Genomic DNA, 13739 nt, shown 5'->3' with positions numbered 1-13739 from the left:
TCAGTTGATATTATTTTTCAACCCATAATTTCTCCGGATATTCTCCCTGGTCGATCAATGTCTTCAGGCTATTTTCTACAAATGGTGCATCTTCTTTATAAGTCACACCGAACCACGAAGAAGTAGTCGGAATAATCTCCACTCTTCCACCCTCTTTGATAAACTGGTCGGCAACAATCGGAATAAAAAATTCAGACTTTAATTCCTGGCCATATTGTTGCAGGAATTCACGAAACAATTTTTGTGTGTAGGAGAAAAAGGATGTATCAAAACACCAAAAGTTCATTGACACCCTTGTATCCAGTGAAAGTTCCTTTGGTTCCAAACCATCATCCACAGTAATTTTATCCCCTTTCTTACCAATATTGATTCTTTCTGTTATACCGGCAAGGTGACCAGTTTCATCCAGGCTGCAGACACCCCTGTTTACTGTACCGTAGTCAGAAAGCGTTTTTAACAGGTCATAACCAACAATCGCATAGTTTTTTTCGTTGCAATCATTTACGAGAAAATCAGCAGCATTTACAAACGCATCATGACCATAAAAGTCATCAGCATTGATTACCGCAAACGGCTCGTTTACCTTATCCTTGGCACATAATACTGCATGTGCAGTTCCCCATGGTTTTTGGCGATCAGCCGGGTAATTATATCCTTCCGTAAACGCTTCCATATCCTGGTATACATAGTCGATAGCGATACGGTCTTTTAATTTCGGTTCAAATATTTCTTTGAAGTCATCAGCAAACTCACGACGGATGATAAATACAACTTTGCCAAATCCTGATCGTATTGCATCAAATATTGAGTAATCCATAATCGTTTCGCCACCAGGTCCAAATCCTTGTATCTGTTTCATACTTCCATACCTTGATGCCATGCCGGCTGCCAATATTACCAATGTCGGTTGCATAGAGTCTTAAAATTTTTGGGCACGAAAATAAACTAAATTCGCTACCCATTCATGCTATTTTAAATGCCTGCTCTATCGTTTGACCGGATAACAACTGATCGTATTGCGTCTTTCAATAATTATAACATCGAAGTTGAGGTTTTACGCCTTGACAAGGTTGATGCAATAATATCCGGCAACAAATGGTTCAAACTACGCTACTACATCGATGAAGCCAAAGCCACCGATAAAAAAGGGATACTGACATTTGGCGGCGCATGGTCAAATCACATCGTTGCTACGGCAGCGGCTTGTCAGCTGCACAGACTCCAATCCATTGGCATTATCCGCGGCGAAGAGAGTCTTCATCTTTCCAATACTTTGAAAATGGCTAAAGACTTGGGGATGCAGCTTATTTTCATTTCACGTTCATCCTTTCAAAAAAAAGAAATACCATCAGACTTAAACATCAGTGAATATGCAATAGTAGATGAGGGCGGCTATGGGCGGCTTGGAGCCAAAGGAGCTTCTACCATTTTAAATTGTTGCAACAAATCATATACGCATTATTGTTGCGCTGTTGGTACAGGCACCATGATGGCCGGCATTATTAACGGCCTATCATCCGATCAACAAATACTTGGCATCAGTGTTTTAAAAAATAACTTCTCCTTGTCCTCCCAGGTGCAATCGCTCCTGGACGTTGACAAAAAAAACTGGTCCGTCCTGCATGATTATTCTTTTAATGGCTATGCTAAACACACGCCGGAGTTATTGCAGTTCATGAATGCGTTTTACAGACAAACAGGTGTTCCTACTGATTTTGTGTACACCGGCAAATTATTTTACGCCGTCACAGACCTGGTTGAGAAAAACTACTTCCCTCCAGGTAGCAAAATCCTTGTAATCCATAGTGGCGGCCTGCAGGGAAATGACTCGTTGAAGGAAGGAACGCTGCTATTTTAACATTCTTGACCATGTATGGTATATTTGTTGCTTATGGATGCAAACAATCCATATCTTTCGTTTTTGAATTATGAAAAAACTCGTCCTGTTTCTCTATATCATTTCTCTCGCCGCGGCCCAAGGTTTAGCCCAGGATACTCTTCCCAAATTTTCAGTGAAAAATGTCGGTAACAACCGTATCGTTATTGGTTGGGTCAACACTTTTGAAACAGTGAGGCAGATCAGCATTCAGCGTTCTTTTGATAGTACGAGAAATTTTAAAACGATACTTACTGTTGCCGATCCTACACTTCCTGAAAATGGATTTGCCGATACAAAGGCCAATCATGACCAGATGTTTTACCGTCTTTATATAATGCTTGACAAGGGTGCCTATCTTTTCAGTGATTCAAAAAGACCTGTAAAAGATACCGTAGTAAAAAAAGATGCCGCTGTTAAAACAGATTTGCCTGGACTGGCAGTGATCATTTCTGACAGCGTTGTGATAGGCCCTGTTGCTGCCAATAACCGGCCCAAGACAGACATGTTTATTCCTTCCAAAAGAGTGTTTACCTATAAAGATGGCTATGTAAGAGTGTTATTACCGGATGAAGATGAAAAAAAATACAGCATTAAATTCTTCACCCAGGAAAATGAGCTGCTATTTGAATTAAAAGAGGTAAAAGAAAAAGACTTCAAAATCGATAAGGCAAATTTTTACCACGCCGGCTGGTTCAAATTTGAATTGTACCAGGATGGTGAACTGCTGGAAAAAAATAAATTCTACATACCGAAGGAGTTTTAAAAACTTGACAAATAAGCAATGGGCAATTGACAAATCAGATCCTGACTGTTGAAATCGCTTATTGCTTATTGTCTATTGTCTTTAGTTCTGCATCAAATACTTTCTCAAAATTCCTTTTCACCTTTTCTTTCACTTCTTCAAAATTTAACGGCCTGCCCAGTTCTTTTTGTAAAGAAGTTACCTGTTTATCCTGTATACCGCAGGGTATGATGAAATTGAAATAATCGAGATCTGTATTAACATTGAACGCAAAACCATGCATAGTAATCCAGCGGCTGCTACGAACACCAATGGCACAAATCTTTCTTTCCCGGCCTTTTTTATCAGCATCCAGCCAAACACCCGTTTCTCCTGCGGAACGTCCCGACTCTATCCCATATTCCTTCAACGTAAGTATGATCACCTCTTCAATATTGCGCAGGTACTTCCCGATATCAGTATAAAATTTTTCCAGGTCCAGGATCGGATAACCAACTATTTGTTGCGGACCATGAAACGTAATATCGCCACCACGGTTGGTACGAAAGAATTCAATCCCCTTTGCTTTTAAATTTTCCTCACTCAGCAGCACGTTCTCTATATGACCGCTTTTCCCCAACGTATAAACGGGAGGATGCTCTACGAAGAGGAGATAGTTTGTAGTTGACAGTTGGCGGTTGGCAGTTGGCAGTCCCTCAGTTTCTGACATTTCACTTTTCATTTCTGATTCGCAGCTCCTGATTTCTGACTTTATCCTGACATTTTCCTGCAGGAGGTTTTCCTGGTAGTCCCAGGCAGTTTTATAATCCATGCTCCCCAAATCCCTGAAAATAACCGGTTGTTTGCTCATAGTAAACGGCAAATTTACGATCCTGCTTTTAAATTGACTTCTGACAAGAATGCTATAAAAACAAATTGAAATGCGCACCTTTGCAGGATTGCAAAAATGATACGGCACTATGAATGAGGAAAATGAGCTCGAACCCCAGGAAATTATCGATAATAACGATGAACTGTATGAAAGGTTTACCCTGACGGTAGATAAAGGACAGGAACCGTTACGCATAGATAAATTCCTGATAAACCGGATAGAACGAGGCACCCGGAATAAGTTGCAAAGGGCCATTAATACCGGCATGGTGCTCGTAAATGGCAAAGAAATAAGGCCCAATTATAAAGTAAAGCCAAACGACGAGATCATTGTATATTCTGATACCGACCCGGAAGAGTCAGAAATAGTTCCCGAAAATATCCCCCTCAATATTGTATATGAAGATGACTCACTGATGGTGATCAATAAACCAGTGGGCATGGTTGTGCACCCCGGCAGCGGTAATTATTCAGGCACATTGCTGAATGGTGTGGCTTATTACCTGCAACAAAAAAATCCTGCCGTTTCCGAAGCTGTCCTACCCCGCTTTGGTTTGGTGCATCGTATTGATAAAAATACCAGTGGCTTACTGGTATTGGCAAAAACGGAGCATGCCATGCGGATGCTGGCCAAGCAATTCTTTGATCACACGGTAAAACGGCAATACGTGGCGTTAGTTTGGGGCGATATGCAGGAGGATGACGGCACTGTAGTTGCCCATATTGGTCGTCACCTGCGTTTCAGAAAACAGTTTGCTGCTTATCCCGAAGGCGATCATGGCAAAGAAGCGATCACCCACTACAAAGTAATGGAACGATTTGGCTATGTAACATTAGTACAGTGCATACTGGAAACCGGTCGTACTCACCAAATAAGGGTGCACATGAAACATATTGGACATCCGCTCTTCAACGATGATTTTTATGGCGGTGATAAAATTGTAAAGGGAACAGTGTATGCTAAATACAAACAGTTTGTCGACAATTGTTTTGCTATTTGTCCGCGCCAGGCCCTGCATGCAAAAACGCTGGGCTTTATACACCCCGAAACAGGTGAGGAATTATTTTTTGACACCGAACTGGCAGACGATATGAAGCAGGTGATTGAGAGATGGAGAAAGTATATCAGTGCAGTTGGAAACCGGATGGAGAAATGACAACGGAAGTCAGAGGTCTGACTTCCGACTTTAATTCTTAAAATCGAATAACGTTGCCGTAAACACTCCTCTCTCCCGTTTTTTGAACACTACGTCCCAATTGCCTTTGTAGCGGAGAGTTTTGGGAACCAAATAGTCACCAAGCTTTGTCATCTCTACTTCCATACTAACATCAAAATCATACACCCCAGCGTCATAACTAAGGCTATAATTGCGGGCCAGCACCTCCATGGTCACCGCGTCAAACCAGGTGATCATATTATCAATAACGATCTTATCTCTTTCCCCGCCCGATAAGTCTTCCCTGGCCTTCACCGAAAAAAGATAACAGGGCTTGCCCCCATACTCCACCTGGTCAATCATGAAATCATAATACGCCGCCACGTCGGGATCGAAAACATTTATTTTGTTGCCGATAAAAGGAATGCCTGGTATCTTCTTGCCAGGATTGAAGAATAACATTTTCAATTGTTCTTTATGCCTGGCAACACCTGATTTTCCTTTCGCATCAAAAGAAGTTCCTTTTACAATATTATTTTCACCACAAATTTTTCCATTGGTGAAAAACAATCCGGCGTATAATTCAGCAGTATAATAGTTGTACTCCCTGTCGGAATTATAAAAATTGCCCTGTGTAGTTTCGGAAATGATTTCCGTGGTGCGGCAACCATTTTCTCTTACCTGTCGGGTCTTACTTTGCATGCCCGCTTTTTGCCGGTCTTTTTTATCCATAATGCGAATATCATTCAATGCTGTAAAGCCCAGCACATGCAGGTTTTTAAAGGCTTTGTAAAAAGTCGTGTCGTTTTTTACCCGGTCAATAAATTTGGGAACATTGATATCTGTCCGTACCACTACTTCGGACAGGTTGATCATTTTTGCAAGGCGCTCATTGTCCAGCGAATCCGTTTGGGCATAACCCCGCAGAATGAAAGAAAAAAATAAGAGTACGAATAAGAAAAGCTTCTTCATGCTGCTTATTTATCGGGAAATAGCATTTTATAGTCGACACTTATTTTCCCTTTGGAAATATCATTTAACCGGCCCTTCATCAGTTTTTTCTTGAGCGGCGAAAGATAGTCGATAAAAAGTTTTCCTTCCAGGTGATCATATTCGTGCAGGATCACTCTTGCTGAAAGACCATTGAATGTTTTCTCCTGTGGTTGAAAATTTTCATCCACGTATTGCAGCGTCACTGTCTCATGCCGGTAGATATCTTCCCTGATTTTCGGTATACTGAGACAGCCTTCGTTATAGGGCCATTCTTCGCCATCCAGCTCTTTAATATGGGCATTGATAAAAACGGACTTGATGCCGGGTGCATCGGGGTAATCGTTTTTGTCTTTTTCATCCATATTTTCAAACATTTGGACGGTATCCATCACAAACAGCCGGATGTCCCTGTTGACCTGCGGTGCAGCAAGCCCAACGCCATTGCTGGCATACATGGTTTCCCACATGTCTTCAATAAATTTTGACAAACCGGGATAATCCGGGGTAATATCGGTGGCAAGTTTTCTTAAAACCGGGTGGCCATATGCTACAATCGGGAAAATCAAATTGACGAATTTAAAAGTTCAACGTTTACACAAAATTGAAGGTGCAAATTTAAGCCTTATCGGCTTACTAACCTACCCTGGAACAAGGGTTTAACTATTCCGCATATACTCCTGCAACATAATGGTAGCGGCTATTTCATCAACCAGGGCCTTGTTTCTTCGTTGCATTTTTTTAAGTCCCATTTCCAGCATGGCATCTTTCGCCATTTTGGAGGTATAGCGTTCATCCACTTTTTTGATGGGAATGGCTGGAAAGTTTTTTTGGAGCTCTTTGATGCATTTTTCCACCAGCGGGGTGGCATGGGTATCGGTGTCGTCCCAGTTTTTGGGCTCACCGATGATGATCAGTTCTACCTGTTCCCTCGAGAAATAATCTTTGAGAAAAGGGATCAATTGTTTTGATTCAACCGTAGTGAGCCCGGTGGCGATGATCTGTAAAGGATCGGTTACGGCAAGGCCGGTACGCTTGAGACCATAATCGATGGCAATTATCCGGGGCATAGAAGGAACGCTGATTTTTATGATTATTAAGATATGCACTGATCATCATAATCAATCATAACGATCATGATGATCTGCGTTCTAGTTTATAAACAGGTCGGCAATCACAAATATCGCAAAGACCACACTGGCTATTCCATTCGCCGTCATAAAAGCCAGGTTTACTTTTCGAAGATCATTGGGTTTGACGATAGAATGCTGGTAGATCAGCATGCCTGTAAACACCGCAATGCCGATCCAATACAGCCAGCCAAAACCTCCATACAAACCCGCACCAATGACACAAGCCGCACTCAACACATGGAGCAACTCGGATACCCGTAACGCTTTTGCCTTGCCTAACCACGCCGGAATAGAATAAAGTTGCTGTGATTTATCAAACTCTTCGTCCTGCAAGGCATAAATTATATCAAATCCACTGACCCAGAAAATAACGGCAAGTGAAAAGAGAATAGGCAACAATGAAAACTGGCCTGTAACAGCCAAATAAGCGCCAATAGGCGCCAGTGATAAACCCAACCCCAACACCAAATGACAGAGCGGCGTAAATCGTTTGGTATAACTATAACCCAACACAACTGCCAAAGCAACGGGTGACAGGTAAAAGCAAAGTCTATTTATAAAGAAAGTGCAAACAATAAACAATAGGCAATTGACAAGAGTGAAAAGTAAAACACTGTTTGCTTTTAATATACCCGCCGGAATTTCTCTTATTGCGGTCCTGGGATTTTTGGCATCAAAGCTTCTGTCGAGATAACGATTGAATGCCATGGCTGCACTCCGGGCAAAGACCATGCAGAGGATGACGAGGATGAGTATTTTTAAATAAAATTTCAGTGGAGGATTTAGGCCAGGTATTCTTTCACCATTTATGTAAACATTAAAAGGATTTTCAAGCAAAATACTTAATGGAGTGTCATATCTGGTTGCCAAGAAAAATCCAATCATCGCAAAAGGCATTGCGAAAATGGTATGGGAAAATTTTATTAGGCTTAAATATTTTTTTACGCTATTCATCAATGTTCAATTTTCAATGTTCAATTTTCAATTGGCAAACTCCCCTTTAAGGGCTGGGGGCATCCAATCATCGCAAAAGGCATGGCGAAGATGGTGTGGGAAAATTTTATAAGTGACAGATAGCTTCTGACCTTTGTCATAATTTATTTTAAATACGGTTTTAACCGGTCATTCAATTCTTTTACAGAAATATTTTCCTTAACCGATTTGTCATAGATGCTAATCAATAACACTACTTCATTTATCAATTTTACAAAGGTGATTAGCCTTGCTCCGCCACTTTTTCCCTTTCCTTTGCTGGCAATTGCTAACCGTATTTTGTAACAATTATTACCCAGCGCAGTACCCTGAGTTGGATTTATTGTCAGTGATTGAACAAGAACCCCAAATCATTTTTTAGAGAAGGATATTTTTTGGCAAGTTTTTTAAGTTCTTTCTCAAATTCGGATGTAGGAATGATTTTATAGCTCATCCAAAAGGTCTTGTATATTTCGAAGTTTTCTTTTCCCTTTTAAATACTCGGCTGCTTCTTTTGCTCCTCTTTCTATTGAATCCAAAATTTCCTTTTTCGTTGGTTCTTTGAAAACCTCATTCTTCACCCGTTTCTTTTTCAAAAAGTCAAGTACCTCCTTGAATTGCTCAGAGTTTTTGGGTTTTACAATTATCGTTTCCATAACTACAAATTTAGGTTGAAATCCTGGAACGCACCATCTCCCACAACACCACTCCCGCCGCCGTCGCAATATTCAACGAATGTTTCATTCCTAATTGTGGAATCTCAATGGTGCCATCACATAAGCCAATGGTTGACTGCTCCACACCCGTTACCTCATTGCCAAAAATGACCGCTATTTTCCCTGCCGCATCAAATTTTTCGAGAGAAATACTGTTTTCTACCTGTTCAATGGCGAAAACTTTGTAACCATCCCGCCGTAAATCCTCCACAGCTTCTTTGGCCGAGGGAAAATGTTTCCAGGTAACCGTTTCTTCGGCGCCGAGAGCTGTTTTTTTGATCTCTTTATGCGGTGGTTTGGCGGTATAGCCGGTGATATAAATGGCTTCAATCAAAAAAGCATCGGCTGTGCGAAAAACACTGCCAACATTATAGGCACTCCGAACATTTTCCAGTACGGCTATAACAGGTGTTTTGGGAGATTCTTTAAATTCTTCTACCGTTTTGCGGCCCAACTCTTCCATGCTCAGTTTTCGCATGGCGCAAAATTAACCGGTCAGGATGGAAATATAAAACCCTGCAAATGATTACAATTAATTTCAATCAAAGCACGTACAGTCCTCAGCAGAATATGGTTGTGAAAAGCTATTTATACACCAGTTACCCAAGCCGGAACAGTTGAATCAACACTTCCTTATTTTTGCCCTCCTTAAAACGGCGATTATCCTGATGGCTAAAGCGAAAGTTGAAGAAACTCCCATGATGCAGCAACACCGGGCTATTAAGCAGAAATACCCCGATGCTATCCTGCTATTTCGGGTAGGGGATTTTTATGAAACGTTTGGCCAGGATGCAGTGATCGCCTCGCAGGTATTGGGCATTACATTGACCAAAAGAAACAACGGCGCAGCTTCTTCTCTTGAATTAGCCGGTTTTCCGCATCATGCCCTGGATACTTACCTGCATAAATTGGTAAAGGCCGGTTATCGTGTGGCTATCTGCGATCAGCTTGAAGATCCCAAACAGGCAAAAGGCGTGGTGAAAAGAGGCGTAACCGAAATGGTAACGCCGGGCACCACTGTCAACGATAAATTACTGGAACATCATAGCAACAACTTTTTGGCGGGAATACATTTCGCCGAGAATGAGCATTTTGGCCTTGCCTTCCTCGACATCTCAACCGGTGAATTTTTTATCGCCGAAGGTGATAAAGAATACGCGGATAAATTGCTGCAAAGTTTTAAACCAGCCGAAGTCATTTTTCAACGCCACAAACAAAAAAATTTCAAAGAATGGTTTGGCGGAAAAATGTACACCTACACCCTGGATGAATGGATCTTTGATAAAACATATGCCGAAGATGTTTTGCTGAAACATTTCCAGACACATTCCTTAAAGGGTTTTGGCGTTGATGATCTCGGCAATGGCTTAATTGCCGCCAGTGCCATCATTCATTATCTAAAAGATACAGAGCATCCCAACCTGCAGCACATCACTTCTATTCAACGTATCGACCGGGACGATTTTTTATGGATGGATCGGTTCACCATCAGGAATTTGGAATTGGTATATGGTAATTCAGAAGGCAATCACACTTTGTTAAGTGTGCTGGATAATACCGTATCGCCGATGGGTGCCCGTTTGCTGAAACGCTGGATCATTTTCCCGTTAAAAGATATTCTTAAGATCAATGAGCGGCTGAAACTGGTGGAATTTTTCATCAAAGAAACTGATTTACGAAACAGAGTTTCACAGTCCATCAAACAATGTGGTGACATTGAAAGACTGGTGTCTAAGATCCCGATGAAAAAGATTAATCCCCGTGAGGTGTTGCAACTAGCGAGGGGCCTGCAACAGGTAGCAACGATCAAAGAGCTATGTTTGACTGCTGACAATGAATACCTGAAAAGATTGGGTGATGCATTGAACCCCTGCCCCTATATCGCCGAAAAAATTTTTAAAGAAATTGTTGATAATCCACCTGCTGTTGCTGCTAAAGGTGGCATGATGAATAAAGATGTCAGCAGCGAATTGGATGAGCTAAGAAAAATATCGCAGACAGGAAAAGAATACCTGGTACAACTACAGCAAAAGGAAATAGAAAGAACGGGAATCAATTCCCTGAAGATAGGATTCAACAACGTGTTTGGTTATTACCTGGAAGTAACCAACCTGCATAAAAATAAAGTGCCTGCCGAATGGATGCGGAAGCAAACCCTCGCTAATGCGGAACGTTTTATCACGCCGGAGCTGAAGGACTATGAAGAAAAGATAACCGGCGCGGAAGATAAAATCCTGCAATTGGAGTTGCAACTGTATGAATCACTATTAAACGAATTGTTTGATTACCTCGCTCCGGTGCAAAACAATGGTAATATTATCGCCATACTCGATTGCATTTGCTGCTTTGCACAAAACGCTATTCATTATCAATACAAGAAACCGGTCTTGCATACAGGCCCTGAATGGAAAGTGAAAGAAGGCCGCCACCCGGTTATTGAAAGAAATTTGCCGGTAGGTGAAACGTATATTCACAACGACCTGGAGCTAAATAAAACGGATCAACAGATCATTATTCTCACGGGCCCGAACATGAGTGGTAAAAGTGCTTTGCTCCGGCAAACGGCACTCATTACTTTGATGGCCCATATCGGAAGTTTTGTTCCCGCTACAGAAGCCAAGATTTCGTTGACTGATAAAATATTTACCCGTGTTGGCGCATCCGATAATTTAAGTGGCGGCGAATCCACATTTATGGTGGAGATGAATGAAACTGCTTCCATCATCAATAATATCACGCCCCGCAGTCTGATCCTGCTCGATGAAATCGGCCGCGGCACTTCCACTTACGATGGCATCTCTATTGCCTGGAGCATTACAGAACACTTGCACAACACCTCTCACCAGCCGATCACTTTATTTGCCACGCATTATCATGAACTGAATGAACTGGAAGATAAGTTTCAGCGCATAAAGAACTACCATATCACCAACAAAGAAGTTGGCAATAAAATAATTTTCCTTCGCAAACTGGCGCCGGGCGGCAGCACACATAGTTTTGGTATACATGTAGCCAAAATGGCGGGAATGCCACCTTCATTGATTGAAAGGGCCAATGAAATATTATCGCAATTGGAAAGTAAACATGTGGAGGAAGGAGAGCCGGAAGTCAGAGGTCAGAAGTCAGAAGTGAAAAGTCAAAGGATTTCAGATAAAGTAAAAAATCTTTCACTGCCACAAATGCAGCTTTCCATCTTTGATGCGCATAGCGAAACCTTTGATGAAATAAGGAAACTGTTGGAATCAACGGATATCAACCGTCTTACGCCTGTAGAAGCTTTATTGAAATTGCAGGAGATCAAGAATAAGTTGAAATAAGATTCACATTACCTCGCATCAAACCAAAGCGGCTTGCTGTCATTCCACTCGCCGTTATAATTGATAAACAACTCCTCTCCTTCTTTTATGTACCGAACCGTCTTAATACTGATCAGGTCATTGTCAAAATCCATTTCGTATTCGCAATTGGACTTATAAGAGTGATTATACATCGGCACATATCCAAGGGCCATACAACATTGATTACCTTTTTTGCCCCATTCAAAAATATAATCATGCAACAGGGTTTTATCCAGCAGCTTCCGGTCATCATTACTCATGACAATAACCGGGGACATTTCGATAACCGTGTCTGCTTCAATAGCGGATGACGTGTAAACACCGCGGCCCAGGTCGCCGGAAGGGGCAATAAAAAGAATAGGCAGGATCATGCAGCAAATAATGTTTAAAATAAAAGTCACGAAGTACGTAAATATTAGTTAATACAGAAACGGCAGTAGCATGGGCATTTCATAGCCTGTACTTCGTATTTTTGACTCATGTCATTAGAAGACGAACAACCTTCATTACCGGAGCAATTTAAAGCCGTTATCCAAACGGAAGACAAATTGCAGATCCGTGATTTTTTGAATCATCAGAATATCAGTGATGTAGTGGACCTGGTTTATGAGTTCCCCGATTATGAAAGCCAGATCATTGCCAACATGTCGGTGCACCGTGCCGCCAGTGTTTTCAAGATACTCGAGTTTCCCACACAAAAAAGAATTATCCAAACCCTCCCACCCAATACCGTCGCTTCCCTATTGAATGAATTACCGGCTGATGACCGTACCGATTTTCTCGAAGGCTTGCCGAGTAATGTGGTTCGTGAACTCATTAAATTACTCGATCCCGAAGAAAGAAAGATCACTTTATCATTATTGGGCTATCCTGAAAATAGTATTGGCCGTTTGATGACGCCGGACTATGTGTATGTGTATCCCTATAACACCATTGAAGAAGTTTTCGCTACCATCCGGAAATATGGCAAAACCAGTGAAACCATCAATGTGATCTATGTGATCAATGAAAAAGGAGAGCTACTGGACGATTTGCGGATCCATGAATTTATTTTGAATGCACCCGATAAAAAAGTTTCGGAATTGATGGATGACAGGGTGGTGTCGTTAAATGCTTTTGATGACCAGGAAACCGCCAGCGAAGTATTTAAGATGAATAACCGGGTGGCTTTACCCGTCGTCAGCAACAGTAATAAGTTATTGGGTATTGTAACCATCGATGATATATTGTGGGTAGCCAGCGAAGAATTTAGCGAAGACATGCAAAAGATGGGTGGTACGGAAGCTTTGAATGAACCTTACCTGGAAATGCCGATTCTTCGCCTCTTTAAGAAAAGAATAGTCTGGCTGGTGATATTGTTTTTAGGCGAAATGTTAACCGCAACGGCGATGGCTTATTTTGAAGATGAGATTGCCAAGGCAGTAGTGCTTGCTTTATTTGTACCATTGATTATTTCCAGCGGTGGCAACAGTGGTTCGCAAGCCTCCACACTCATCATACAAGCCATGGCAGTAGGTGAAATAACAGTTTCGGATTGGTGGCGGGTAATGCGGCGTGAAATTTTTTCAGGAGTCCTCCTGGGGTCTGTACTCGGCATCATTGGTTTTTTTCGTATTGCTGTGTGGCATTCCATATTTCCTGATTTGTATGGAGCGCATTGGGTGGCATTGGGATTGACCGTAGGCATAACATTGTTGGGTGTCGTGCTATGGGGTACCCTGGCCGGAAGTATGCTTCCCATGATGCTAAAACGTTTAGGCGCCGATCCTGCTGTTAGTTCAGCTCCTTTTGTAGCCACGCTTGTTGATGTCACCGGCCTCATTATTTATTTTTCGGTTGCCTTCATGCTGCTGAGCGGCACGTTATTATAAATGCTTTTAATGCATTTTGCGGCAATCTGCAACGGCGCTCAATCGTTTGCACAACCTAAACAATTCTATAT

The 13739-nt window shown here is 41.8% G+C and carries 15 protein-coding genes; 5 read left to right on the top strand and 10 right to left on the bottom strand.

Annotated features, from left to right (window positions below; genetic code table 11):
* Window positions 1-10: 10 nt before the first annotated feature.
* Window positions 11-913 (bottom strand): nucleotidyltransferase family protein, encoded by a 903-nt coding sequence (locus tag P2W73_RS08350; RefSeq protein WP_276501556.1) that lies wholly within the window; start codon window positions 911-913, stop codon window positions 11-13.
* A 63-nt stretch (window positions 914-976) separates the two neighbouring features.
* Here P2W73_RS08350 and P2W73_RS08345 point away from each other — a divergent pair, with 63 nt between their 5' ends.
* The gene (locus tag P2W73_RS08345) at window positions 977-1858 is read left to right on the top strand and encodes a 1-aminocyclopropane-1-carboxylate deaminase/D-cysteine desulfhydrase (protein WP_276501555.1); all 882 of its coding nucleotides are present in this window, start codon (window positions 977-979) and stop codon (window positions 1856-1858) included.
* Between the two features lie 70 nt (window positions 1859-1928).
* On the top strand, window positions 1929-2642 hold the full coding sequence (locus P2W73_RS08340; protein ID WP_276501554.1) for a hypothetical protein: 714 nt from the start codon (window positions 1929-1931) through the stop codon (window positions 2640-2642).
* Window positions 2643-2700: 58 nt separating this feature from the next.
* Here P2W73_RS08340 and lipB read toward each other — a convergent pair whose 3' ends face one another.
* Window positions 2701-3471 carry a lipoyl(octanoyl) transferase LipB gene (gene lipB / locus P2W73_RS08335; protein ID WP_276501553.1) on the bottom strand — a complete coding sequence of 257 codons (771 nt, stop codon included), beginning with the start codon at window positions 3469-3471 and terminating at the stop codon, window positions 2701-2703.
* Window positions 3472-3580: 109 nt separating this feature from the next.
* On the opposite strand from lipB, the gene P2W73_RS08330 reads away from it, so the two are divergent.
* Window positions 3581-4648, top strand: coding sequence for an RluA family pseudouridine synthase (locus P2W73_RS08330; protein ID WP_276501552.1), 1068 nt, complete (start codon window positions 3581-3583; stop codon window positions 4646-4648).
* 30 nt (window positions 4649-4678) lie between these two features.
* Here the strand turns inward: P2W73_RS08330 and P2W73_RS08325 are convergent, their stop codons facing one another.
* The 7 genes from P2W73_RS08325 to P2W73_RS08300 form a co-directional block, all read right to left on the bottom strand.
* On the bottom strand, window positions 4679-5620 hold the full coding sequence (locus P2W73_RS08325; protein WP_276501551.1) for a hypothetical protein: 942 nt from the start codon (window positions 5618-5620) through the stop codon (window positions 4679-4681).
* 5 nt (window positions 5621-5625) lie between these two features.
* A complete protein-coding gene (gene def / locus P2W73_RS08320; RefSeq protein ID WP_276501550.1) occupies window positions 5626-6207 on the bottom strand; it encodes a peptide deformylase in 582 nt (193 codons plus the stop codon).
* 90 nt (window positions 6208-6297) lie between these two features.
* Entirely contained in the window at window positions 6298-6708 is a 411-nt protein-coding gene (gene ruvX / locus P2W73_RS08315) for a Holliday junction resolvase RuvX (RefSeq protein ID WP_276501549.1), read from the bottom strand.
* An 81-nt stretch (window positions 6709-6789) separates the two neighbouring features.
* Entirely contained in the window at window positions 6790-7725 is a 936-nt protein-coding gene (locus tag P2W73_RS08310) for a UbiA-like polyprenyltransferase (RefSeq protein ID WP_276501548.1), read from the bottom strand.
* A 143-nt stretch (window positions 7726-7868) separates the two neighbouring features.
* On the bottom strand, window positions 7869-8063 hold the full coding sequence (locus P2W73_RS26475) for a type II toxin-antitoxin system RelE/ParE family toxin (protein WP_439145490.1): 195 nt from the start codon (window positions 8061-8063) through the stop codon (window positions 7869-7871).
* A 123-nt stretch (window positions 8064-8186) separates the two neighbouring features.
* Window positions 8187-8399 carry a hypothetical protein gene (locus P2W73_RS08305; RefSeq protein ID WP_276501547.1) on the bottom strand — a complete coding sequence of 71 codons (213 nt, stop codon included), beginning with the start codon at window positions 8397-8399 and terminating at the stop codon, window positions 8187-8189.
* Window positions 8400-8409: 10 nt separating this feature from the next.
* Entirely contained in the window at window positions 8410-8937 is a 528-nt protein-coding gene (locus P2W73_RS08300; protein ID WP_276501546.1) for an RNA methyltransferase, read from the bottom strand.
* Window positions 8938-9127: 190 nt separating this feature from the next.
* Here P2W73_RS08300 and mutS point away from each other — a divergent pair, with 190 nt between their 5' ends.
* Window positions 9128-11776: a DNA mismatch repair protein MutS gene (mutS, locus tag P2W73_RS08295; RefSeq protein ID WP_276501545.1), complete on the top strand. Its 2649-nt coding sequence runs from the start codon at window positions 9128-9130 to the stop codon at window positions 11774-11776.
* 8 nt (window positions 11777-11784) lie between these two features.
* On the opposite strand, the gene P2W73_RS08290 is transcribed toward mutS, so the two are convergent.
* A complete protein-coding gene (locus tag P2W73_RS08290; protein WP_276501544.1) occupies window positions 11785-12168 on the bottom strand; it encodes an SET domain-containing protein in 384 nt (127 codons plus the stop codon).
* A gap of 108 nt (window positions 12169-12276) precedes the next feature.
* Here P2W73_RS08290 and mgtE point away from each other — a divergent pair, with 108 nt between their 5' ends.
* Complete coding sequence (mgtE, locus tag P2W73_RS08285; protein ID WP_276501543.1) at window positions 12277-13668, top strand: magnesium transporter; 1392 nt, start codon at window positions 12277-12279, stop codon at window positions 13666-13668.
* The last annotated feature ends 71 nt before the right edge of the window (window positions 13669-13739 follow it).

It is taken from the genome of Terrimonas pollutisoli (assembly GCF_029360765.1).
Lineage (GTDB): Bacteria > Bacteroidota > Bacteroidia > Chitinophagales > Chitinophagaceae > Terrimonas_B > Terrimonas_B pollutisoli.
The sequence above is the reverse complement of the archived record's forward strand: the minus strand, read 5'-3'. Positions and strand labels throughout refer to the sequence as shown.